This window comes from Marisediminicola senii (assembly GCF_011057645.1).
Lineage (GTDB): Bacteria > Actinomycetota > Actinomycetes > Actinomycetales > Microbacteriaceae > Marisediminicola > Marisediminicola senii.
This window is the reverse complement of sequence record NZ_JAALGE010000050.1, coordinates 1-22,830: the sequence shown is the minus strand read 5'-3', so window position 1 is coordinate 22,830 and position 22,830 is coordinate 1. Positions and strand designations below refer to the sequence as shown.

The 22,830-nt window shown below is 70.0% G+C and carries 25 protein-coding genes; 11 read left to right on the top strand and 14 right to left on the bottom strand.

All coding sequences use genetic code 11. The annotated features are described in order from the left end of the window. Positions 1 to 196: 196 nt before the first annotated feature. From G5S38_RS13195 to G5S38_RS13180, 4 genes are all read right to left on the bottom strand, one after another. Complete coding sequence (locus G5S38_RS13195; protein WP_165069499.1) at positions 197 to 1,759, bottom strand: DNA polymerase Y family protein; 1,563 nt, start codon at positions 1,757 to 1,759, stop codon at positions 197 to 199. Next, positions 1,756 to 2,553 (bottom strand): hypothetical protein, encoded by a 798-nt coding sequence (locus tag G5S38_RS13190; protein ID WP_201276686.1) that lies wholly within the window; start codon positions 2,551 to 2,553, stop codon positions 1,756 to 1,758. Before G5S38_RS13190 ends, G5S38_RS13195 begins: the two co-directional genes overlap by 4 nt. A gap of 92 nt (positions 2,554 to 2,645) precedes the next feature. Continuing rightward, entirely contained in the window at positions 2,646 to 2,837 is a 192-nt protein-coding gene (locus G5S38_RS13185; RefSeq protein ID WP_165069498.1) for a hypothetical protein, read from the bottom strand. A 322-nt stretch (positions 2,838 to 3,159) separates the two neighbouring features. Further along, complete coding sequence (locus G5S38_RS13180; RefSeq protein WP_165069496.1) at positions 3,160 to 3,567, bottom strand: PPOX class F420-dependent oxidoreductase; 408 nt, start codon at positions 3,565 to 3,567, stop codon at positions 3,160 to 3,162. 75 nt (positions 3,568 to 3,642) lie between these two features. Here G5S38_RS13180 and G5S38_RS13175 point away from each other — a divergent pair, with 75 nt between their 5' ends. Together G5S38_RS13175 and crcB are read left to right on the top strand one after the other, a co-directional pair. Next, positions 3,643 to 4,107 carry a fluoride efflux transporter FluC gene (locus G5S38_RS13175; protein WP_235929071.1) on the top strand — a complete coding sequence of 155 codons (465 nt, stop codon included), beginning with the start codon at positions 3,643 to 3,645 and terminating at the stop codon, positions 4,105 to 4,107. Next, a complete protein-coding gene (gene crcB, locus G5S38_RS13170) occupies positions 4,104 to 4,487 on the top strand; it encodes a fluoride efflux transporter CrcB (RefSeq protein WP_165069491.1) in 384 nt (127 codons plus the stop codon). Before G5S38_RS13175 ends, crcB begins: the two co-directional genes overlap by 4 nt. Before the next feature lie 47 nt (positions 4,488 to 4,534). Here the strand turns inward: crcB and G5S38_RS13165 are convergent, their stop codons facing one another. Continuing rightward, positions 4,535 to 5,395 (bottom strand): hypothetical protein, encoded by an 861-nt coding sequence (locus tag G5S38_RS13165; protein ID WP_235929070.1) that lies wholly within the window; start codon positions 5,393 to 5,395, stop codon positions 4,535 to 4,537. 65 nt (positions 5,396 to 5,460) lie between these two features. Between G5S38_RS13165 and G5S38_RS13160 the strand changes: the two genes are divergently transcribed. The 3 genes from G5S38_RS13160 to G5S38_RS13150 all read left to right on the top strand — a co-directional run bounded on the left by G5S38_RS13160 (position 5,461) and on the right by G5S38_RS13150 (position 8,848). Beyond that, a complete protein-coding gene (locus G5S38_RS13160; RefSeq protein ID WP_165069489.1) occupies positions 5,461 to 6,537 on the top strand; it encodes an Rv2578c family radical SAM protein in 1,077 nt (358 codons plus the stop codon). Positions 6,538 to 6,844: 307 nt separating this feature from the next. Then, a complete protein-coding gene (locus G5S38_RS13155) occupies positions 6,845 to 8,071 on the top strand; it encodes a GAF domain-containing protein (protein WP_165069486.1) in 1,227 nt (408 codons plus the stop codon). A 153-nt stretch (positions 8,072 to 8,224) separates the two neighbouring features. Further along, entirely contained in the window at positions 8,225 to 8,848 is a 624-nt protein-coding gene (locus G5S38_RS13150; protein ID WP_165069484.1) for a histidine phosphatase family protein, read from the top strand. Between the two features lie 59 nt (positions 8,849 to 8,907). Here the strand turns inward: G5S38_RS13150 and G5S38_RS13145 are convergent, their stop codons facing one another. Together G5S38_RS13145 and G5S38_RS13140 are read right to left on the bottom strand one after the other, a co-directional pair. Further along, positions 8,908 to 9,288, bottom strand: coding sequence for an RNA-binding S4 domain-containing protein (locus tag G5S38_RS13145; protein WP_165069482.1), 381 nt, complete (start codon positions 9,286 to 9,288; stop codon positions 8,908 to 8,910). A gap of 80 nt (positions 9,289 to 9,368) precedes the next feature. After that, entirely contained in the window at positions 9,369 to 10,076 is a 708-nt protein-coding gene (locus tag G5S38_RS13140; RefSeq protein WP_235929069.1) for a FadR/GntR family transcriptional regulator, read from the bottom strand. Between the two features lie 140 nt (positions 10,077 to 10,216). On the opposite strand from G5S38_RS13140, the gene G5S38_RS13135 reads away from it, so the two are divergent. From G5S38_RS13135 to G5S38_RS13125, 3 genes are read left to right on the top strand one after another with little or no spacing between them, the layout of a single operon-like run. Continuing rightward, positions 10,217 to 11,602, top strand: coding sequence for an SLC13 family permease (locus G5S38_RS13135; protein ID WP_165069479.1), 1,386 nt, complete (start codon positions 10,217 to 10,219; stop codon positions 11,600 to 11,602). 47 nt (positions 11,603 to 11,649) lie between these two features. Continuing rightward, a complete protein-coding gene (locus G5S38_RS13130) occupies positions 11,650 to 12,906 on the top strand; it encodes a CaiB/BaiF CoA transferase family protein (RefSeq protein ID WP_165069476.1) in 1,257 nt (418 codons plus the stop codon). Position 12,907: 1 nt separating this feature from the next. After that, on the top strand, positions 12,908 to 14,410 hold the full coding sequence (locus tag G5S38_RS13125) for a carboxyl transferase domain-containing protein (protein WP_165069474.1): 1,503 nt from the start codon (positions 12,908 to 12,910) through the stop codon (positions 14,408 to 14,410). Positions 14,411 to 14,467: 57 nt separating this feature from the next. On the opposite strand, the gene G5S38_RS13120 is transcribed toward G5S38_RS13125, so the two are convergent. The 5 genes from G5S38_RS13120 to gloA2 all read right to left on the bottom strand — a co-directional run bounded on the left by G5S38_RS13120 (position 14,468) and on the right by gloA2 (position 19,009). After that, on the bottom strand, positions 14,468 to 15,142 hold the full coding sequence (locus G5S38_RS13120) for a PepSY domain-containing protein (RefSeq protein ID WP_165069471.1): 675 nt from the start codon (positions 15,140 to 15,142) through the stop codon (positions 14,468 to 14,470). A 98-nt stretch (positions 15,143 to 15,240) separates the two neighbouring features. After that, the gene (locus tag G5S38_RS13115) at positions 15,241 to 16,611 is read right to left on the bottom strand and encodes an ATP-binding protein (RefSeq protein ID WP_165069469.1); all 1,371 of its coding nucleotides are present in this window, start codon (positions 16,609 to 16,611) and stop codon (positions 15,241 to 15,243) included. Continuing rightward, a complete protein-coding gene (locus G5S38_RS13110; protein ID WP_165069467.1) occupies positions 16,604 to 17,281 on the bottom strand; it encodes a response regulator transcription factor in 678 nt (225 codons plus the stop codon). Before G5S38_RS13110 ends, G5S38_RS13115 begins: the two co-directional genes overlap by 8 nt. 205 nt (positions 17,282 to 17,486) lie before the next feature. Further along, positions 17,487 to 18,596: an o-succinylbenzoate synthase gene (gene menC / locus G5S38_RS13105; RefSeq protein ID WP_165069464.1), complete on the bottom strand. Its 1,110-nt coding sequence runs from the start codon at positions 18,594 to 18,596 to the stop codon at positions 17,487 to 17,489. 26 nt (positions 18,597 to 18,622) lie between these two features. After that, a complete protein-coding gene (gene gloA2, locus G5S38_RS13100; protein WP_201276685.1) occupies positions 18,623 to 19,009 on the bottom strand; it encodes an SMU1112c/YaeR family gloxylase I-like metalloprotein in 387 nt (128 codons plus the stop codon). Between the two features lie 127 nt (positions 19,010 to 19,136). Here gloA2 and G5S38_RS13095 point away from each other — a divergent pair, with 127 nt between their 5' ends. Then, positions 19,137 to 19,652 carry an 8-oxo-dGTP diphosphatase gene (locus G5S38_RS13095; protein WP_165069461.1) on the top strand — a complete coding sequence of 172 codons (516 nt, stop codon included), beginning with the start codon at positions 19,137 to 19,139 and terminating at the stop codon, positions 19,650 to 19,652. Next, a complete protein-coding gene (locus G5S38_RS13090; protein ID WP_165069459.1) occupies positions 19,649 to 19,954 on the top strand; it encodes a hypothetical protein in 306 nt (101 codons plus the stop codon). The genes G5S38_RS13095 and G5S38_RS13090 overlap by 4 nt, the downstream gene beginning before the upstream one ends. Before the next feature lie 4 nt (positions 19,955 to 19,958). Here the strand turns inward: G5S38_RS13090 and G5S38_RS13085 are convergent, their stop codons facing one another. Together G5S38_RS13085 and G5S38_RS13080 are read right to left on the bottom strand one after the other, a co-directional pair. Beyond that, entirely contained in the window at positions 19,959 to 20,438 is a 480-nt protein-coding gene (locus G5S38_RS13085) for a hypothetical protein (RefSeq protein ID WP_165069456.1), read from the bottom strand. A gap of 27 nt (positions 20,439 to 20,465) precedes the next feature. Further along, positions 20,466 to 21,815: a GNAT family N-acetyltransferase gene (locus G5S38_RS13080; protein WP_165069454.1), complete on the bottom strand. Its 1,350-nt coding sequence runs from the start codon at positions 21,813 to 21,815 to the stop codon at positions 20,466 to 20,468. 207 nt (positions 21,816 to 22,022) lie between these two features. On the opposite strand from G5S38_RS13080, the gene G5S38_RS13075 reads away from it, so the two are divergent. Further along, entirely contained in the window at positions 22,023 to 22,772 is a 750-nt protein-coding gene (locus tag G5S38_RS13075) for a DUF4433 domain-containing protein (protein ID WP_165069451.1), read from the top strand. Positions 22,773 to 22,830: the final 58 nt, after the last annotated feature.

Here is a 22,830-nt window from a genome sequence, read left to right as displayed (position 1 = left end):
TCTGGTGGGCTGGGAGATGTTTAAAGGAGACAGACCCCGGCCCGGGGGAGGGGGGGTTTCCCCCGCCCCGGGATAACCCCCGCGGGTTGCCGGATCGGTGGACACGGTGTCCCATTCGGCACCGTGCGGGGGTCGCCCGTCGCACCCGCCGGTGTCGGGGCGGGGAAGCGGCATCCTGGCGACGTCGGTCATGCCGTCAGTCATAGCGTGCCTCCGCCCACCAGCTGTCGCCGTCGAGCACGAGCAGCCACGCGAGCCCGGACTCCTCGACGACTTGGAACCTGTTGCCACGCCGCGCCTGGTCGGCCGCCCACCAGCGCTCGTCGACGGGCCACGGACCCGCCCACGCCACGATCGGGCACTCGACCTGGCCGGTGTGCAGCACCGCGGGCACGCCGGACATAGCCCCGCGGTCGTCGACGGTGACGGTGCGGCCGTCGACTGCCGTGATGGACACCGGATGCCGCCGCTCGAACACCGTCGACGGCGCGGGCGTCGGCAGCTGGCCGGGCCACGGCGGTGTTTCGGCGAGGGCCGCGGCCGGCCGGTCACCCCAGGCCACGAGGTTCTGGCGGTCGGACAGCGTGCGCCCGCCCCCGATCACCGCGGTGAGCACGCCGCCGTGGCCGAGCATGCTCTGCACGCGCGAGAGGCCGTGGTGGATGCGCTCGTCGGCGGCGGTTCCCCACAGCCCCTGCTCGTGGTTGCCGATCGCGTCGACGCTCACCGGCACCACCCGCACGTAGCAGATCGGGGAACCGAGCCCGCTGTCGGTCGACCCCGATCCGCCGCCCTGCAGCTGCCAGCGGATGCGGTCGATCACGTCGGCCGGGGTGAATGACCTCGGGTGCAACCAGGTGCGCTCGGAGGTGTCGCCCGCGTCGGAGTCGATCTCTACCCGGATGCTGGTGCAGACGAGCTTCGCGGCGGTGAGTTGCTCGACGAAACGGTCGGCGCTCGCGCGGAATCCGAATGCGACCTGGTCGATGCGGTCCAGTGGCGGTTCGAAGGAGATGGTGACGTCGAGTTCGCGCGGCGGCACGCGGGGGATCACCCGGCGGCTGTCGAGCCCGCCGGCGAGGGCATGCAGGTGCGAGCCGTCTTCTCCGAACCTCGCGGCGACATCGGAGGGCGACAGGGCGGCGAACTCGCCGAGGGTGCGGATACCGAGGCGCACCAGCAGGGTCACGAGCTGCGGCTGGTCGAGCAACTGCACCGGCAGCGGGGCGAGGAAGTCTCCCGACGACCCCTCCGGCACGACGCGGATGCGCGGCCGGGTGGTGGTGCGGGCGGCGTATTCCGCGGTGAACGGCCCGTCGGCCACTCCCACCCGCGCGTCGGGAATGCCGAGGGCGTCGAGGGTGTCGAGCAGCCACAGCGCCGCTTCGTCGTCACTGCCGTAGAAGCGGTTGGGTCCGCGGGACCGGATGGCACAGGTGCCCGGCCGCAGCAGCTGCACACCGGGCATGACCTCTTCGATGGCCGCGAGCACGGGCTCGAACGACCGGATGTCGACCTCGGCCTCGTAGGGGAACGCCAGCAGGTCGGGGCAGCGCGACTGCGCCTCCCTGATGCGCTGCCCGCGACGCACGCCCGCGAGCCGGGCGGCGGGGGAGCAGGCGAACACCAGACCCTTCTCGGTGAGGGCGACCGGGGCATCCTCGGGCAGGGTTCTCGACCGCATTGCCGCGGTGACTGGCCAGTCGGGGCACCAGAGCACGATGGTGCGCATGACCCTGTGGTGGGTTTCGTGAGTCATCCGGCCAAAGCCTCCCGTCGTTCTTCGTCGTGCTGGCCCATGCCGGGCAGTTCCGTGTTCTGCAGCCCGGTGTTCTGCAGCCCGGTGTTCGACAGCCCGGTGTTCGATAGCGCCGAGTTCGGAAGCATCGTGCCGCGCTGCTCGTCGAGGCTCGCCACGGGGTGGCTGCGCACGAAGCGCTCCTCGCGGTCGGGCAGCCACATGGTCGCGCTGCGGGGGCGTGCCCCGGCCCGCGTGCTGACGGTGACCGTGGCCTCGCGGGCCGCGAGGTGCCCGTGCCCGTCGCCGATGCCGCTCCAGCGGCTGTGCGAGAGGCTGAGCATCGCGTCGGTCTGCGGCCATGGCCCGAGCACGATGAGCGTCGCGCCCCGCTGCCGCAACCGGGCAGCGAGCCGGGCGACACTGCCGTCGCTGGCCTGCCGGGGCGGACGCGTGACGACCACGGTGAGCACATCGGCGATCGCCGCGGTGACCGCGAGCCACTGGTCGGCCGGGTTCGGCACGAGCACCAGTCGCTCGAGGTCGATTCCATAGTGGGATGCCGCCTCCACCCCGAACTCGGGAACGCCGACCACCCCGCACCATGACCCCGCGGCCGATGGCCCGGCGAGCATCGCCATGAGCAGCGTCACCGAACCGTCGACCGAATAGGCAGCCCCCTGCTGCAATGCACCGCCGGGCAACAGCGAGGCGATCGCCGGGTGGGTGGGCAGCCCCCGGCTCTCGAGCCGTGTGCCCTGCATCGCCTTGATGCGGGCCTGCAGCTCGCGCACCGTCTCCGTGGGAGAGGACACCGCGTCGGCGCGCTCAGCGCTAGCTGCGTCAGCTCGGTCGACGATGGCGAGCGAACTCGCGGTCCGGAGCTCCGGCAGGCCGCGGAGTCGGCCTACCTCCCGGCGGGCAGGTGTTCGTGCCGGCGTCGGTTCGTCGAACGCGTCACCGGACGGATCGTTGCTGAACGGGTCGTCTGCACCGAATTGATCTGCACCGAATTGGTCCGCATCGAACGGATCTGCACCGAATTGATCTGCACCGAATTGATCCGCATCGAACGGATTTGCACCGAAAGGATCTGCACCGAAAGCCTCGCCAACGACGCCGTCGCTGTCACCGTACGCACCCCCCTCGAAGGGATTAGCGAATGCGGTGGCGTGAAGCATTTCCCCATGTTCGAACATACGTTCGAGCTTGTCAATCGCCACCGACATTCGAGCGGCGTGTCATCCGAAGCCTGCACATCACCGCTACGAACGCTGTGTGCAGGGCCGCGATCAGGCCTGCCCACCCGCACACCATGAGTCACGCCACCGACATCGCGGCTGCTGCATCACCGCCGCCACACCACCGCGCCACCACACCACCGCGCCCACCACTACCGTCGCGAGAACCAGCACCCGCCCCTACCCCGGAACGATCCGCAGGATCACGCGCTTCTTGCGCCGCCGCGCCACCAGGTGCTCGATCGCCATCACGACGGGAAATTCGAGACCGTACTTCGCCCGGAAGATCGCGGCGATGCGCGCCGTCTCGGAATCGGGCATGAACGTCGCCTCACCGGTCACTGTCGCCGCATCGGGCTCGACGGCACCGCGCCGCGAGCACGGGCGCATCTCGACGCGTCCGCTGTTGCGCAGCCGCTTCACCTTGCCGCTCTCCTCCGGCGTGATGACGACGAGGGCGTCTCCGTCGCGGGCGATCCACACCGGGGTCGACACCGCCACACCGGTCCTGCGAAACGTCGAAAGCGACACGAACGGCTCCTCGCCGAGGGCCGTGAAGGATGGATGCTGCGGCAGCGGGTTCGTCATTCCCCCAGTGTGGGCCACCCGCCGACCCGCACCCCGCGTTTATCCGATACGCACGCCATCTGGAATACTCGCCGAGTGACCGAGCGACCAGCGCATCTCCGCATCAGCCTCATTGCCCTCGTCGCCCTCGGTGGGGCCATCGGGGTCGCCGCGCGTGAAGCCATCGGTATCGTCGCCCCCAGCGGGGAGGGCTTCGACGTCACCATCTTCGCGATCAACGTGACGGGAGCCCTGCTGCTCGGCGTGCTCCTCGAGGATCTCGCCCGTCGCGGCGACGATGCCGGGGTGCGTCGCGCCACGCGACTGTTCCTGGGTACCGGCATCCTGGGCGGCTACACCACCTACAGCGTGTTCGCGACCGGAACGGCCATGATGCTTCTCGATGGCGACATCGCGACCGCAGCGCTGTACGCCGTCGGAACGGTACTGGTCGGGGCTCTCGCGAGCTGGCTGGGCGTTGCCGGCTCTGCCGCGCTGCACGGTCGCCCCGGTGGTCGGCGCGGCCCGGGCGCGGATGGCGCGACGGGAGGTGTTCGATGACTCCACTGCTATTCCTGGCCGTCGCCGCGGCAGGAGGGCTCGGTGCCGCCATGCGCTTCGTGATCGACAGTGCAGTGCGGGCGGCGATGACACGCGAGTTTCCCCTCGGCATCATGCTCATCAATATCTCGGGATCGCTGGTACTCGGCACGATCTCCGGCCTCGCCGTGACGGGCGGGGTGTCGGAGACCTGGGCCCTCGTGATCGGAGTGGGGTTGCTCGGCGGCTACACGACCTTCAGCACCGCGAGCCTCGATACCGTGCGCCTCGCGCAGCAGGGTCGGTACGTGGCATCCCTCGTCAACGGTTTCGGAATGCTCGTCATCTCGGTCGCCGCAGCCATCATGGGCGTCATCGCGGGCGTGGCGCTCGGCGGCTGACCCCGGCCCCGAACGGCCATCACCGCCCGGCGCGCACAGTGCGCGACCTACGCCGCGAGCTCGCGCACCCAGTGCTCGAGGAATGCGGCACCGGCCTCATCGTGGATCAGGTCACCCTCGGTGACCACGCGGTACGGCACCTCGGGGATGCCGTCGGCGGGCCGTACGTCGACGTGGGCGACGTCGTAGCCCTCCCGGTGCAGGAAGTCGGCCATCGCGTAGTCGCTGCGCGAGTCGCCGACCGTGCGCCACACGTGGGGCAGGGGACCGGATGCCTCGAGCAGGCCCAGTGCGCGGCGCGCACCCAGGTCCTTGCCCAGGGTCACCGACTCGATGTCGGTCGAGATGATCGTGGTGTCGATGCGGTAATCCACCTCGGGCGCGCTGCGCTCGGCACCGAACTGCACGCGCAGGCCGAGGCGCTGCAGCAGTGCGTACGCATCTGCCTCGAAGCGCCCCTGCGCGTCGAGGTAATCGGAGGAGGAGACATCCGTGCGCTGCTCCACCGACACCATGGCGCGCTTCGTGGCGTCCCAGAACATCGCGTCGGCGTAGGTGGATTCGACCAGTTCGCGCAGCGCGTCGACGGCTGCGGTCGGCAGTTCGACCGTGTGGTCGACATTGATGCCGGAGAAGTTCTTCATCGTGACGCCGAACCAGACGGCGCCCTTCTCGCAGATGCCGAACACGCGGGCGTCGGGGGATAGCCCTCCCACGAGGAGCGGCTTGACGACCTCGTCGCGCAGGAACGCATCGGAGCGCCCGGTGTTGAACACTACGGGAACGCCGAGGTTCGCGAGGGCGACGATGCTGCTCGTGATGCCGGGGATGGCGATGGTGCGGGTGATCGGGCTGGCGATGGGCCCGTCGACGTCGAGCATGAGGCCGAGGGGAGGGATTGTGGTCACGCTTCAGTGTGGCATCACCGCGCGTCGGAGTTGACCCGGCATCGAATACATGTTCGAATCAGCGAGTGAGGTGGAGTGGGCAGGAAATCAACGGCGAGCAGACCGATGCCCTGCCGGGGCTCGCCCGCCTGAACAACCTGGTGCGGTCCGTACGCACGCCCGACTTCGCCGGCGTCACCTTTCACGAGGTGCTCGCGAAGTCGGCCCTGAACAAGGTGCCTGGCAAGAATGCCGGCCTGTTCGGGTGGACCATCAACCCGATGCGCGGCTGCCAGCACGCGTGCGCCTACTGCTTCGCCCGCCCCACCCACGGGTACCTCGACCTCGACGCCGGCGCCGACTTCGACAACCAGATCATCGTCAAGGTCAACGTGGCCGAGGTGCTGCGCACCGAGCTCGCGAAACCGACCTGGCAGCGCCCGCCCGTCGCGCTGGGCACCAACACCGACCCGTACCAGCGGGCCGAGGGGCGCTACCAGCTGATGCCCGGCATCATCGAGGCCCTGGCAGACAGCGGCACCCCGTTCAGCATCCTCACCAAGGGCACGCTGCTGCGTCGCGATATACCCCTGCTGGTGGATGCGAGCGCCCGCACGACCATCGACCTGGCGATGTCGATCGCGATCTACGACGACGAACTGCAGCAGTCCGTCGAGCCGGGTACTCCCACCGCGACCGCGCGCCTCGCGACGGTGACTGCGGTGCGCGAGGCCGGGCTCAAGTGCTCGGTGTTCCTCATGCCGATCCTGCCGTTCCTCACCGACACCACCGCGCACCTCGACGAGGCCCTCCGCCGGGTCGCCGAATCCGGGGCAACGAGCGTGCTCTACTCGTCGATGTACCTCAAGCCGGGAACCAAGGAATGGTTCATGCAGTGGCTCGCCCGAGAGCACCCCGAACTCGTCGCGCGGTACGAGTCGTTCTATTCGGCGGGTGCCTACGCTCCCGTCGAATACCGCAAGTGGCTCGCCGACCGCATCTCGCCGCTCATCCGCCGGCACGGCCTCGAGCGTGGACGGGAAGATCCGGTGACCGGCGGGCCACGGTCACGTGCACTCGGCGTCGGTTCGCCGCCCGCCCTGGTCACCGAGGAGCTGCCTCCGTCGCCGGCCGCGGCGCTGCGGCAGCCGACGCTGTTCTGACCGGTCCAGTCCGCCCGGCCATCGGCGCCATCGCGATGCCCCCAGTTCGCGGGTCACAGTGCTGTGGATTGCCTATAGTTCCGGTGTTGCGAGGGTGCCGAATCCGTCTTGCGAACGTGATATAAGTACCGGATCCGTTACGAGACCCCCAATCGAGTACGATTACCGCAGGGGCTGGGACTCTTCGCTGGTAAAGCGGATAGATCTGACACACGCAGTGGTGCTGATATCGGTGTCTCCACCGACAGGCCACCACTGGAGTCGATCTACTGATCGCGCGTGAAATGAGCCATTGATGAATGCCGTAATGAAACCGCTTGCCCGCGCGTGGAGACGCGCGGCGCTCGTCGCCACCCGCGACGTGCCGCGGCCGGTCGGACCCATGGGTGCCCACGCGTCGGGATCGAACCCGATCAGGGTGCTGCTGCTCGGCAGTGGTCCCGCCGTCGGCTGGGGCGTACTCAGCCATGACCTCGCCCTGCCAGGCAACATCGCCCGGATCCTGTCGCAGCGAACCCACCGCGGGGTCGACGTCGACGTGGTCGCGAACTCCACCATCACCGCCCACAACGCCATCTACTCTCTCGAGGCCCAGCACCTCCCCGACTACGACGTCGCCATCCTGCTGATCGGCATCAACGACGCCCTCGACCTCGCGCCGGTGCGCAAATGGGGCCAGCACATGGGCCGCGTGATGGAGCACCTCCGCACGAACGGCGCCCCGCACCTGCAGACCCTCGTTCTGACCACACCGCCCCTTCCGAAGCTGCAGCCCATGCTGGCCTTCGGCCGGGTCGTTCCCGACCGCCACCGCCGGTTGCTCGACGCCGAGCTCGCGAGGGTGTGTGCTGGCCGGGAGGCCGTCACGCTGATGCAATTTCCCGTCGCTGAGGAACCCGACGTGCACCGGTACCGCAGTCCCCGCACCTATCGCAGCTGGTCACAGGGCATCGTCGACGAATTGGTACCGATCCTGCCGCCTCCTCGGCTGCACCCGATCGCGCTGGCTCAACCGACCGCACCGACGCGGATCGTGACCTCGGTCGGCGAGGATCGTCGCCAGCGTGCCGTCGACCGGTTGGGCATCCTGGACACCGCACCGGAGGAACGCTTCTCGCGGCTCGCCGCCGCGGCCCAGCAGCTCTTCGACACCAGCTCAGCTGCCCTGTCGTTCATCGACAAGGACCGGCAATGGTTCAAGGCCCACGTCGGGGTCGACTTCGTCGAGCTGCCGCGCGACCAGGCCATGTGCGACCACACCATTCGCGAGGATTCGGTCTTCGTCGTTCCCGATGCATCGCTGGACGCGCGGTTCAAGAACAATCCCCTCATCACGGGGCCGAGCCACCTGCGCTTCTACGCGGGATTTCCGATCACCTCTCCCACGGGCGAGCGCGTCGGCGCCCTGTGCGTCTTCGACGAGAACCCGCGGGAGTTCAGCGAGGGAGACATCGTGCTGCTGCGCAACCTGGCGCTCCTCGCGCAGGACATGCTCTGGGTGGAGGACGAGATTCCGCAGCTGCGGCCGGTCTGACCGCGCCCGCTGACCTGGGGGCAACCCGCGGGAGCACCGCGCCGGTAGAGTTGCCCGCCGGGCATATGCGCCGGGTTCTGTGCGGGCATCCAGCGCCGTGCAACCGACACACACCCGGCACACACCCGGCCCCGACTGCGGAGGACTGATTCCATGGCGTCGACACCCCATCACCACTCGAGCCGGCTCGTGCTGGTGCGCCACGGCGAGACCGAGTGGAGCCGCACCGGCCAGCACACGAGCGTCACCGACCTTCCGCTCACCGAGACCGGCGAGCAGCAGGCCCGCAACGTCGGTACCGCACTCGCGGGCAGGACGTTTGGCCTCGTGCTCAGCAGCCCGCGGCAGCGGGCACTCCAGACGGCCGAGCTCGCGGGCTACGGCGCACACATGCACCTCGACGAGAACCTCTCCGAGTGGGACTACGGCGCCTACGAGGGCCGCACCTCGGTCGACATCGTGGCCGGCCTCGGACACCCGTGGAACCTCTGGCTCGACGGCGTTCCCGCGGGCGAGACCCCGGGGGAATCGCGCGATGACGTGCGCCGGCGTGCCACCGCCGTGATCGAGCGCAGCATGCCCGTGCTCGATGGTGGCGACGACGTGCTGTGCTTCGCGCACGGGCACATGCTGCGGGCGATCGCGGCGGCGTGGATCGACCTTCCGGCGCAGGATGGCGCGGTATTCTCCCTCGCGACCGGCACTATCAGCGAGCTCGGCTTCGAGCACGAGCGCGCCGTCATCATGCACTGGAACTCCGAACCGCGCACGGCCTGAGCCGCGCACGACGTGAACCCGCACCGCCAGAGCCGCGCTGCCCGTGACGCGCCTAGCCCCTACTCGCCGCTGCGGCCGAGCAACCGGTCGATGTCGCGGCGTTCCCGCTTGGTGGGGCGACCGGCGCCCCGGTCGCGCTGTGCCGTGATCGGCACCTCCTCGCGCGGCGGCGGTGCCGGCGTGTTGTCGATGTAGCACTCGGCGGCGACCGTGGCACTCACCCGCTTCACGATCAGGCGCGACACCACCACGATGCGTTCGACGTCTCCGACGCGCACGCGCACCTCGTCGCCGGGGCGCACCGCCTGCGACGGCTTCGCCTTCGCGCCGTTCACCTGCACGTGACCGCCGCGGCATTCCGTACCCGCGAGCGACCGGGTCTTCACGAGCCGCACGGCCCAGATCCAGCTGTCGACGCGGGCGGTGGTCAGCGGGTCCATCCGCCAAGCCTACGGTCGCGTGTCACACGCGACGAGCACCGAGGCGGCCGCCTCAACGCCCCCTACGAGGCCCGCCACGCCTAGACATCGCGCAGGAGCGCCACGTCGGAGACCAGCTCGATGTGCGCGAGCATGGCGCGCTCCGCGGCAAGCTGATCACCCGATTGGATGGCGCGGGCGATGGCACGGTGCGACGCGAGCGACTGCTCAGGCCGGCCCGGCTGGCCGAGTGACTCGATGCGGGTCTCGAGCACCATCTCGGCGATGAACGTCATCAGCTGGGCGAGCACCGAGGAGTGCGCCGCCGTGGTGACGGCCAGGTGGAACAGCTCGTCACCGTGCACCCCGCGATCACCGGCGTCGATCTCCTCCTGCATGGCCGACAGGGCGGACTCGATCGCGGCGACGTCGTCTGGGGTGTGCCGGAGGGCTGCCAGCCCGGCGAGCTTGACCTCGAGGGTGCTGCGCGCCTCGACGATGTCGGGCAGCCGACTGCTGTGCGCGCGCAGGTCGCGGATGACGGCCGCGACGGTCGGCCGGTACAGCAGCACTGCGCCGGTGCCGTGCTGCACATCGATGATGCCCAAGACCTCGAGCGCCACCAGGGCCTGCGCGAGCGTGGCACGCGATACCCCGAGCCGCTCGGCAAGGTCACGCTCGGCGGGCAGCACGTCGCCGGGGCCGAGCTGCGACTCTTCGATGTGGTCGAGGAGCTGCTCGACGAGTTGCTCGTAGAGGCGCGGCTTGCTGACCCGCTTCAAACCCTGCGGCACGATCGGTTGTGTCACGGGTCTCCGTTCTCTCGTCCCGCCGAGGCTACCGCGGGATTGACAAAGTGGCTAGGAGTCTAGGAGGCTAGGCCACTGCGCCCCCCGGCGCCTAGCGGCCTTCAGGGCCATCTGCCAGTTGCGCCAATGGAGGACCAACGATGTCAGCACCCATCCTGTCGATCATCATCCTGGCGGTGATGTTCCTGATCGCGACGATTCTGCCCGTCAACATGGGGGCACTCGCCTTCGTCGGGGCATTCCTGCTCGGGGCGGTGTTCCTCGGCATGGAGACCGCCGACATCCTCGCGGCGTTCCCCGGTGGCCTGTTCCTCACCATCGTGGGCGTCACCTACCTGTTCGCGATCGCCCAGAACAACGGCACCATCGACCTCCTCGTGCGCGGCGCGGTCAAGATGGTCGGTAGCCGGGTCGCCCTCATCCCGTGGGTAATGTTCGCGGTCACCGCAGCCATCACCTCGGTCGGCGCCCTGTCACCCGCCGCAGTCGCGATCATCGCCCCGATCGCGCTGAACTTCGCCGGCAAGTACAAGATCAGCCCGCTGCTGATGGGCATGATGGTCATCCACGGTGCACAGGCCGGCGGCTTCTCGCCGATCGCCGTGTACGGGGTCACGGTGAACGGCATCATCTCGCAGACCAACCTCGAAGCCAGCCCGCTCGCGCTGTTCCTCGCCAGCCTGATCTTCAACTTCCTCATCTCCCTCGTGCTGTTCATCGTGCTCGGCGGACGCAAGCTGGTCTCCTCCCGCGTCGGCGACTTCGTCGAGCAGGCCGCCGACGCGCGCATGAACGCCAGCGTCGGCATGCGCGCCGCCGGCGCAAGCGGAAACGTGCCGTTCAAGGGCTTCGGCTCCGACATCGGACCGAAGGCCCCCACCGCCGACGGCGCCGTCGACGGCGGCACCGCCAACGCCCCGCGCGGCGAGCTGTTCCCCCAGGTCATCACCGTCATCGGACTGATCGCCCTCGCCGTGATCGCCCTCGGCTTCGGTGTCGACGTCGGGTTCGTCTCGATCACGATCGCGGTGATCCTCGCGCTGGTCTCGCCCAAGTCGCAGAAGGGCGCCGTCAACAAGATCAGCTGGTCGACCGTGCTCCTGATCTGCGGAATGCTGACCTTCGTCGGCGTCCTCGAAGAAGCCGGAACCATCGCCTACGTCTCCGACGGCGTCGCCAGCCTCGGGATGCCGCTGCTCGCGGCCCTGTTGATCTGCTACATCGGCGCCGTGGTGTCGGCCTTCGCGTCATCCACCGCCATCCTCGCCGCCCTGATCCCGCTCGCCGTGCCGTTCCTCGCCAGCGGCGACATCGGTGCGATCGGCGTGATCTGCGCGCTCGCCGTCTCGTCGACCATCGTCGACGTCTCGCCGTTCTCCACCAACGGAGCGCTGGTACTGGCGAATGCGCCGGAAGGCGTCAATACCGACCGGTTCTACAAGCAGATCCTCGCCTACAGCGGCATCGTCGTCGTGGTCGGCCCGCTCATCGCCTGGGCCGTGATGGTCGTGCCCGGCTGGCTGTAGGCCGCACCGCACCCGGTACCACCCCGCCGCAGCAGATAGGAACGACCATGACCGACGCAGACACCGCGACGACGACCACCACCTCCGGGACTGGACCGCTCGCCGGCCACCTGGTCGTCGACCTCAGCCGCGCGCTGGCCGGGCCGCACGCGACCATGATGCTGGCCGACCTCGGCGCCCGGGTGATCAAGGTCGAGACCCCGGGCACCGGGGACGACACCCGGGGCTGGGGTCCGCCCTTCGTCGGCCCGGAGGACGACCGGCAGTCGACCTACTTCCTGTCGTGCAACCGCAACAAGGAGTCGATCGCGCTCGACCTCAAGAGCGATGACGGCCGCGCCGTGCTGGGCGACCTCATCGCGCGGGCCGATGTCGTGGTCGAGAACTTTCGCCCCGGCGTGCTCGACCGGCTCGGCTTCTCGACCGCGGCCATGCTGGAATCGAACCCGCGCCTGGTGATCCTGTCGATCACCGGGTTCGGGCACGACGGGCCGGAGTCGACCCGCAGCGGGTACGACCAGATCGTGCAGGGCGAGGCCGGCCTGATGTCGGTCACCGGCTCGGCAGCCGACGACCCGCAGCGGGTCGGGGTGCCGATCGCCGACCTGCTCTCCGGGATGTACGGGGCATACGGCACGGTGGCTGCGCTGCTCGAGCGGGCAACCACCGGGCGTGGCCAGGTCGTGCGCACGTCGCTGCTCGCCTCGATCGTCGGGGTGCACGCCTTTCAGGGCACCCGTGCGACCGTCGCGGGCGAGAACCCCGAGGCGCAGGGCAACCACCACCCCTCGATCGCCCCGTACGGGCTGTTCGCCTGCCGCGGCGGCAGCGTGCAGATCAGTATCGGCAGCGAGGGCCTGTGGCGTACGTTCTGCGAACTGTTCGGCCTCGGCGCCACCGAGGAGGGCTGCGCGAGCAATGCCGACCGGGTGCGCAACCGTGCCGCGGTGATCGAGAAGGTGGAGGGCGTGTTCGCCGACCGCGACCCGGAGGCGCTGCTGGAGACGCTGCGCGGCGCGGGCATTCCGGCGGGCAAGGTGCGCAGCATCCAGGAGGTCTATGAATGGGACCAGGTGCTGTCGCAGGGCCTCAAGGTGGAGGTGGAGCACCCGGTGCTCGGGCCGATCGCCCTGCCGGGCCCGCCCCTGCGGTTCTTCGAGCCGACGGGCGCCCAGCCGGAAGACGGCGCGGCGGGTTCCGTAGAGACCGAGTCGACCAAGCGTGACCACGCCGCGCCGCCGACGCTGAACCAGCACGGCGACTCCATCCGGGCGTGGCTCGCCAGCACCCCGCGGCAGGACTGACGTGGCGCCCACCCGCCTGACCGCCTCGCAGCTGATCGACGTCGTCGTCGACGACGGGACCTTCACGCGCTGGGACGAACCCGCGATGCAGCCCACCACCGATGAGGCGTACCTCGACGACCTGCGCAGGGCCCGCGAGAAGAGCGGCGTCGACGAGTCGGTCATCACCGGCGAGGGGCTGATCCGCGGCCGCAGGGTCGCGGTGATCGTCAGCGAATTCACCTTTCTCGCCGGCTCGATCGGGCAGGCCGCGGCCGACCGCATCGTCGCCGCCATCGAGAGGGCGACCCGCGAGGGGCTGCCGCTGCTCGCAGGCCCCGCGTCCGGCGGCACCCGCATGCAGGAGGGCACCCTCGCCTTCCTCTCCATGGTGCGCATCACGGCAGCGGTTCGCGCGCACCGCGAGGCCGCGCTGCCGTACCTCGTCTACCTGCGGCACCCCACCACCGGGGGCGTCATGGCGTCATGGGGCTCGCTCGGCCATATGACCGTCGCCGAGCCCGGTGCGATGCTCGGGTTCCTCGGGCCGCGCGTGTACGAGGCGCTGTACGGCGAGCCGTTTCCCGAGAACGTGCAGGTCGCCGAGAACCTGTTCGACAAGGGCCTGGTCGACGCGGTCGTCTCGCCCGACGAACTGCCCGCGATCCTCGACCGCGCGCTGACCATGTTGGTTCCGGATGCCGCGGCACCCGTCGCCCGCCCGGCGACGCTCGACACGCGGCCGTCCACGGTCTCGGCGTGGACGTCGGTCGAGCGGTCGCGCAACCCGAAGCGTCCGGGCCTGCGCCAGCTGCTGACCTACGCCGCCGACGACGTGCTGCCGCTCAACGGCACCGGGCAGGGCGAGAACGATCCGTGGTTGCTGCTGGCGATCGCGCGGTTCGGCACCCGGTCGTGCATCGTTCTCGGGCACAACCGGCCGCGGCATCCACTGAACACCGCCATGGGACCCGCGTCGCTGCGCGAGGCCAGGCGAGGGATGCGGCTGGCCGAAGAACTCGGTTTGCCGCTGCTCACCGTGATCGACACCCCGGGCGCGGCCCTGAGCAAGGAGGCCGAGGAGGGTGGACTCGCGGGCGAGATCGCCCGGTCGCTGCACGAGCTGGTCGGCCTGCGGTCGCCGACGGTGTCGGTGCTGCTCGGGCAGGGTGCCGGCGGGGGAGCCCTGGCGCTGCTGCCCGCCGACCGCACCATCGCGGCGCAGCATTCCTGGCTGTCGCCGCTGCCGCCGGAGGGCGCGAGTGCGATCGTGCACCGCACGACGGAATTCGCGGCACAGATGTCGGAGGCGCAGGGTGTGCACGTTGCCGCGCTCTACGCGAACCGGATCGTCGACCACATCGTCGATGAGCGCGACGACGCGGCGACCGAGGCCCGCGCGTTCAGCGAGCGGATGGGTGCCGCGATCGAGTACGAACTCGCCGCCGTGGCCGGCACGCCCATCGAGACCCTGCTGCGCGAGCGCGTGACGCGGTACCGCAGCCTCGGGCCGGCGCTGGGGTAGCCGCAGACACGGCGATGCCCCGCTCCCAGACGGGGCGGGGCATCGGACTCCGGGGCGTTACTGGTCGACCTTGGTGACCGCGAAGCTGGCGTCGAGCTCGATGTCGACGTCGGTGCCGTCGTCGCGGGTCACTTCGACCTCCCACGCGTGGTCGGCGTCGTCGCTGCGCTCGAGTTCGGTGACGGTTCCGTTGCCGGCTTCGGCCAGGGCGGCCTGCTCTGCGCTCGCGCGCTCGGCGTCGGTGATGGGGGCGTTCTCGCCGGTGCCGGCGGCGGCGTCGTTCGATCCGGGTGCGGCGGCTGCGTCGTTCGAACCGGGCGCGGCACCGTCGTCCGTGCCCAAATTGCCGTTATTCGAGTCGCCGCTGTTCGAACCGGCGTCGTTCGAATCGGCGGTCGCTCCGCCGGCGGCACCTCCGCCGATCGCCCGCGGGTCGTCGTCGCCGTCGATCCGCACCACTTCGTAGGCGTCGTCGAGCTCGACATCGACATCCTCGCCGTTGTCGCGGGTGACCTCGATCTCGAAGGCGTGGTCGGGGTCGTCGCTGCGCTCGGAATTGGTCACGCGCCCGTCGCCGACGGCGGCGAGTGCCGCGGAGCTGGCGCGTTCCAGCGTCGTTCCGGTGAGCTGGTCGTTGCGGTCCCATGGCTCGGCGACGGCGACGCCGATCCCGCCGACGACGAGTACTGCGGCGACTGCACTGCCGGTGATGATTGCGGTTCTCTTCTTCATGGTGGTGTCCTCTGCTGGTGGGGAGGGTGCTGCCCTCGGTATGGATCCAGTGTCGCGAGGGGCCACTGAAGCCAGACTGAAGCCCGCTGAACGGCTCTTCAGAATTCCGATGCGGCGGGCACCCGCACCTCGAACCGGGCACCGCCGAGCGCTCCGGAGGTCGCGGCGACGGTGCCCCCGTGCGCACGCACCAGCTCCCGAACGATGGCGAGCCCGAGACCGCTGCCCCCGGAGTCACGGGCGCGCGCGTCATCCAATCGAACAAACCGCTCGAACACGCGCTCGCGCTCCCGCTCGGCAACGCCATCGCCATCGTCGTCCACCGCGAACAGCACCCCGGAGGCCTCGGTCGCGGTGAGCGTGAGCGCCACTCGCGACCGGGCGTGCCGCGCCGCGTTGTCGACGAGGTTGCGCACCAGCTGGCCGAGCAGTTGCGCATCGCCGACCACGCGCGCCGCCCCCACCGCGGTGGTGTCGACCGCCAGCGACGTCGAATCGCGCAGCCGCCGCGCCTCGCGCAGCACGATGTCGTCGAGGTCGACCGTCGTCGCACGACGGGGCAGCGAACTCTCGTCGGCCTTGGCGAGCAGCAGCATGCCCTGCACGAGCCGTTCGAGGCGCGCTCCCTCGTCGAGCACCGCGTCGGAGAGCTCGTCGGCCGACACCCGTTCCGGATGCAGGCGCGCGACCTCGGCGTACTGGCGCAGCGACGCGAGGGGCGACTTCAGTTCGTGCGAGGCATCCGAGATGAATTGCCGCTGCGACTGCTGCGCGACCTCGAGGCGGCCGAGCATCGAGTTCATCGTCGTCGCCAGGCGGGCGATCTCATCCGACCCTCCCGGATCGGCCACGCGCTTGTCGAGGTTCGACTCGGTGATGGATGCCACCTCGCCCGTCATCAGTGCCACCGGCGTCAGCGCTCGCCGCACGACCACCCACGTCGTCAGCGCGACGACGCCGATCAGCACCGGTACCGCGCCCACGAGCAGCTGCGCGACGGTATCGGTGGTGTCGTCGACCGCCTCGAGGCTGCGCCCGGCGATGACGGTCGTGCGGGAGCCGCCATCGACGTCGGCCGCCGAGACCAGGTAGTCGTCCGATTCGCCGGGCAGTTCGATCGTCCAGGTGTCGTCGTCCTGCACGATCAGCGCGCCTATGCCCTCGATGTCGTCGCTCGCCGCGACGACCCGGCCGCTGCCGTCGAGTACCTGCACGAACCCGTCGTCGAGGTCGAGATCGGCGGGGAGTGCAGAGGCGGAGGCGAGTGCCGCGTACTGCTCGGCATCCGATTCGACGGCCGTGGCCAGTTGGTCGACGAGGGCGAATCGCAGCAGCATCCCGAACAGCACGGCGCCGGCGATGAGCGTGATGCCGACGATCGCGGTCGCAGCGAGCGTGATGCGGGCCCGCAGCGACAACCGGCGACCCGAGCGCTGCGCGGTATCCCTGGCCGCTCTCGGGTCAGCCACCGTGGCTCGCCAACCGGTATCCGGCGCCGCGGAGGGTCTCGATCGCGTGTCGATCGAACGGCCGGTCGAGCTTGTTGCGCAGGTGGCGAATGTAGACCTCGACGATGTTCGGGTCGCCCTCGAAGTCGAAATCCCACACGTTGTCGAGCACGTCGCGCTTCGACACCACGTCGCCCGCATTGCGGATCAGGTACTCGAGCACCGCGAACTCGCGTGCGGTCACGTCGATGGCGGTGTCGCCGCGCCACACCCGGCGGGCCGCGGGGTCGACCCTGATGTCGCCGGCCTCGAGCATGACCGGCCGCTCGGTGGCGCCGCGCCGCATGAGCGCGCGCAGCCGGGCGAGCAGCACCGCGAAGGAGAACGGCTTGGTGAGGTAGTCGTCGGCCCCGGTGTCGAGCGCCTCGACCTGGTCCCACTCGCCGTCCTTGGCCGTCAGCATGAGGATCGGCGTCCAGTTGCCCGCGGCGCGCAGGCGTTCGCAGACCCGGTAGCCGCTCATGCCGGGCAGCATGATGTCGAGCATGATCACCGAATACTCGTTCTCGGTGGCGAGCCATAGGCCGTCGGTGCCGGTCGCGGCCAGGTCGACGGCGAAGCCCTCCGCTTCGAGGCCGCGACGGAGCCCCTCGGCGAGGCGCGTCTCGTCTTCGACCACCAGTACCCGCATGAAGTGGTGCTCCTGTCGCTGTGGTCGGTGGTCGGTGGTCGGTGATTGGGGTGATGAAGGGTGAAATGGTGCTGGGCGCGGCCGCTGCCCGAGCATCCGGGTCACGCCTCAGTCTGTGGTGGCGGTGCTGAAGCGGGGCTGAAGCCTCAGCGCACCCGGCGCTCGGCCGTTACCAGGCACGGCGCACGGCGCCACGACATTGCACTCACCACGTGATCGTGGTGCGCGACACCGTCACCTCGTCGAGCGCTTCCGGCAGCACGTCGACCCCGATGCCCGGCCCGGTCGGCACCGCGAGGTGCCCGTCGTCGAGCACGAACGGCGCGGTGAGGTCGTGCGCGTAGTACCGGCTCGACGCCGAGGTGTCGCCCGGCAGCGTGAAGTTCGGCAGCCCCGCCAGCGCCACGTTCGCCGCCCGGCCGATGCCGGTTTCGAGCATGCCGCCGCACCACACCGGCACGCCGTTCGCCGCCGCGACGTCGTGGATGCGCCTGGCCTCGAGGTACCCACCCGCGCGGGCGGGCTTGACGTTGATGATGCTGCACGCACCGAGCGCGATTGCGGCTGCCGCATCCCTGGCCGACCCGATCGACTCGTCGAGGCAGATTGGGGTGGTGATGAGCTTCGCGAGCGCGGCATGGCCGAGCATGTCGTCCTCCAACATCGGCTGCTCCATCAGCAGCAGGTCGAACGGGTCGAGCTTGGCGAGGTGGCGCGCGTCGGCGAGCGTGTACGCGGTGTTCGCGTCGACCTGCAGCAGCACGTCGGGTCCGAATTCCTCGCGCACCGCCCGCACGGGCGCGAGGTCCCAGCCGGGCTCGATCTTGAGCTTGATGCGCAGGTAGCCCTCGTCCAGGTACCCGCGCACAGCGTCGAGCAGCTCGGCGATGGAGCCCATGATCCCCACCGACACCCCGGCAGGCACCCGGTCGTTCACCGCGCCGAGGTAGCGGCCGAACGACACCCCGTCCTGCTTAAGCTGGGCATCGAGGATCGCCGTCTCGAGCAGTGCCTTCGACATGGGATGCCCCTTCACCGGGTGCAGGGCGCCGCCGACGCGCTCCGCGGTCAGCGAGTCGCCGAGCGCCTGCAATCGCGGGAGAAGGTGGTCCCGAATCACCACATCCGACCCATCGAGGAACTCCGAGCTGTACAGCGGGTACGGATCGGCCGCGCATTCCGCCCAGCCCTCGGCGTCGGCGGTCGTCACCCTGGCGATGGTCGTCTCGCGCACGGTCGAGGTGCCGAACGAGGTGCGGAACGCGCTCACCAGGGGAATGCGCACCCGATAGAAGTCGATCGCCTCGATGTGCATGCTGGTCCTTTCGATGGGGAGGTGCGTCAGCTCTGGTAGATCTCGAGCGGCAGCTGGTCGGGGTCGCGAAAGAAGAACATTGCCTTGCCGGTGTTCGCGTCGGTGCGCAGCTTCTCGCACTCGATGCCCTTCGCCTCGAGCTCGGCGCGCGCGGCCGGCACGTCGTCGACCTCGAACGCGAGGTGGCGGAGGCCGTGCGCCTCCGGTCCGGGAACCCGGGGCGGCGAGTCCGGAAAGCTGAACAGCTCGACGATGTACTGCCCGTTCAGCGTCAGCTTGCCCATCCACGAGTCGCGCTCCGCCCGGTAGTACTCCGCCGCGAGCTCCAGCCCGAGCGCGTCGCGGTAGAACTCCTTCGAGCGCTCGTAGTCGCTGGCGATGATGGCGATGTGATGCACGGCGTTGATCTGCACGATGGCAATGCTGGCATGGATGCGACGGCGCGGTGCGGCGGCCGGGCGCGGGCACCGCGGCTCCAGGCCGGCAGCGACGCGTCCCCGCCGCCGCCCGCCCCGCCGGTGCCCGCCTTACACTGGCGCCATGCAGTCACCCCCATTGCCCGAGGTCTGCGTGTGTTACCTGATCCGCTCGGGGCCGCACGGTGACGAGGTACTGCTCGGCCGCAAGAAGTTCGGGCTCGGCGAGGGAAACCTCGTCGGACCGGGCGGCAAGCTCGAGCCGGGCGAGACCCCGGAGCAGGCGATCGCCCGCGAGGTGCTCGAAGAGGTCGGCGTCACCGTCGACCCGTCGTCGCTGCAGCGGGTGGGCGAGCTCGACTATCTCTTTCCGCACAAGCCAGCGTGGAGCCAGCGATCGTGGGTGTTCCTGTGCCGCACCTTCGGCGGCGACCCGGTGGAATCCGACGAGCTCGCCCCGGAATGGTTCCCGCTGAGCACCATGCCGACCGGGCGCATGTGGGACGACGCGAAGTACTGGCTCGATGAGGTGCTCGCGGGGCAGACCGTGCGGGCGCGATTCGAGTTCGGCGCCGACCTGCGCACGGTGACGGCATCCACCCACCCCGCCTTCGCCGCCCGCGTATCGTTGACCCCATGAGCGATACGACAGGCGACAGCTACCCGCACGGTGACGCAGGGCCAGACAGCGAGTCCGGCCCGGTCGAGGATGACGCGCCAGACGGCGCCGATGAGACCGTCGCCGATTCCGCGGACATGACCGCGGACGGTTCACTTTCGCCCGTGATGACCGGCGACGGCAGCCCGACCACCGACGCGGGCGACACCGAGCACTCCGTCGAGCAGACCGCGCAGGGCAAGCCCCACGCCCACGCCACGCAGCACAACCCGAACGCGCTCGTCGAGGGCGGCCGCGTGGCGACCGCCGAGGACATGGAGTAGCGGACTACTCCGCAGCCTCGTCGAGGAAGACGCGCTTGTACTTGCGCCCGTCATCGAGCTCGATCGTCGTCGATCGCAGCGATCCCCGCGTGATGCGCAGGTAGACCGCCTGCGCGGTGACGCCGAGGGTCTTCGCGGCGTCGGCCACCGAGAGCCCTGGCAGGTCGGTCGGCACCGAGCTCGGCCGGGCCGCGCGCTTGCGACCCGCCGCGTGCCGGGCGGCGATCTCGTCGTCGCTGCCCTGCCAGCGCCACTTCGCCGCGGCGACGCCGAGGCTCGCCGCCTTCGCGATCGCCTCCCAGGTCTCGCCGCCGTCGAGGGCACTGCGCACCGCGCGAAGCACGGCGTCGTCCGCATCGAGCGCCAGGCTGGCCGACCGGATGTCGCGCACCTGCGTCAGCGGGTCGGGCACGCTCTCGGCGTCGTGCCCCTCGAGCAGGCGCCGGACGGCGTCGCGCGAGGCATCGGACAGGTACGGCGTCATGGTGCCGCAATGGTAGCGCGTGGGCTGCTAGAACCAGATGCCCAGCCACGGGGCCACGGGCGAGCGGAACGACGCGTCGATCGCGGCGACCGAGCCCGCCACGTGCTCGACGATGCGCCCGGCCCTGGCCAGGGTGACCGCCGATACGCCGCCGAGGTACAGGGCGCTGAGGTCGTTCACGCTGAGGGAGACCCGCGCCCGCAGCTGGTCGGGCGCCGCGGCATCCACTTCTCCTGAGTCGGCGTCGACCTGGCGCACCACCCCTAACCCGGACGCGTCGACGTCGAGCGAGAACGTGCCATCCGCGTAGCCGAGCTCGTCGGTCACGGTGAAGGTGAACCGCCCCGGCGCCGAGTAGGTGCGGGCCGACAGGGCGGCGGGAACGTCGAGGATGCGTGTCCACAGGTGGTCGCCCTCGGCCGTCTTGGTGATGGCGCGGGTGTCTGACACCTGCCAGGAGAACGGCTCGTCGATCGAGCGCAGCGGCGCGTTGACCTGCCCGACGAGGTCGATCTCGAACATGAACCGCCACAGTCCGGCGTAGGCGTCGTCGTTGGCGGCGACCAGGTATTCCACGGTCAGGGTGTTCGACGAGAAATCGGTCGGTGACACCGCGATCGTGTAGAGCGCGAAGCCCTGCGCCTCGCCGGACGCGTCGTCGTAGCGCACGATGCGCAGTGCCCTCGCGCGCTCCTGGTCGTCGATGCCGATGCCGAGCATGCGGTCGAGCAGGTGATCCCAGTGCTCGATCTCGCCGGCGAACTGCAGCCGCACCCGCTCCATCAGCGTGGGGGCGATCTGCTGCAGCGCGGCGGCGTCGATGAAGTGCAGGCGACCGGATGCCTCGGGCCCGACCCACGACGCCCGGCGCGTGTCGATCTTCCAGGTGGCCGCCATGGCCGACGGGGCGAAGCCGAACCGGGCGTAGATGGTTGCCTCGGTGGCGGTCAGCGCGGCGACCGGCACGCCCTCCGCGTGGGCGGTGCGCAGCTCGGCTTCGATCATCGCGCGCGCGATGCCGCGACGCCGGTGGGTCGGTGCGACGGATACCGAGCTGATGGCCCACGCGGTGACGCTGCGTTCGCCCGGCACCGTGAGCTGCACGGGCCAGGAGCTGACGGTCGACACGGGGGAGGCGGCATCCACTGCCGTGTCGTCCCAGACGCCGGTGGTGCGGCGGTATGCCACGCCCTCGACGAGGGCCGCGATCGACTCGGGGCGCGGACGGGACTCGTGGAACCCCCGCGCGTCGACCACGTGCCAGCGGGCGAACGCCTCGGCGTCGGAGGTGTCGACGAGATCCATGCGCAGCCCCCGGGCGGCGAGCCGTCGGGCGGATTCGGGATCGATGGGGCGGGTCTGGTGCGGGCTACTCATGCCGTCAGGGTATCGCCGCGCGACACGGCCCGCCGGAATCGGTGATCCGCACCGCGAAACAGTCGTACCGTTAAGGGAGCGGTGCCTCCGTCGACAGCCGGGTCGACACAGGGCCCCGCGACAACGAAAGGCACTCCATTGGCCGAAGAATGTATCCACGGTTTCGATAACGGGTCGTGTGACATGTGCTTCCCGAAGGCGGTCCCCGTGCTCGAGGCCGCGTCCCCCGCACCCCGCACCCGCACCCCGCGCTCGACCAAGCTCGCCGGCACCCGCAAGGCCGCCCCACTCAAGCCGCTGAAGGCCCTGGAAGACGTCGGCGGTCAGCGCATCTATCACCTCACGCACATCAGCAACCTGCCCGGCATCCTCGCCGACGGCCACCTGCTCGCCGACGGCAGCGCGCTGTGGGAGAACCGGCCCGCGGTCGACATCTCGTCGGGCGACACCCGCGCGCGGCGCCGCAACACCCCCATCGCCGGGGGAGGCAGCGACAGCATCGCCCAGTTCGTTCCCTTCTTCCTCGCGCCCAACGCGAACGTGTGGGAGGGGCTGCGTGCCCAGACGGTCGACCCGCGACTCGCCGCGACCGCCCGCGACCTCGCCCCCGCCGACTTCGTGATGCTGGTCAGCACCGTGAAGCAGGCCATCGCGGTGCACGACGACGACGAGGCCGTCGCGGTCACCGACGGCGACGCCGCACATGTGCTCACTCGCATCGGATCGAACCCCGAAGCCCGTGACCGCATGCTGCGCACCCTGCGCGCCGACGAGGAGCAGACCGAGATCCTCGAGGCCGAACTGCTCGTGCGCGAGTCGTTCCCGGTCGATCAGGTGACGCTGCTCGGGGTCGCGAACGACAAGGTGCGCGACCAGGTCAAGAAGATCCTGGCGGGTGCGGCACACAAGCCGAAGGTCGCGGTGTACCCGCCGTGGTTCCAGCGACCGGAGGCGTGAGTCATCCATGACGCCCGACGTTTCTGCGCGGCCCGAGTCTGCGCGCCCGGAGTCTGCG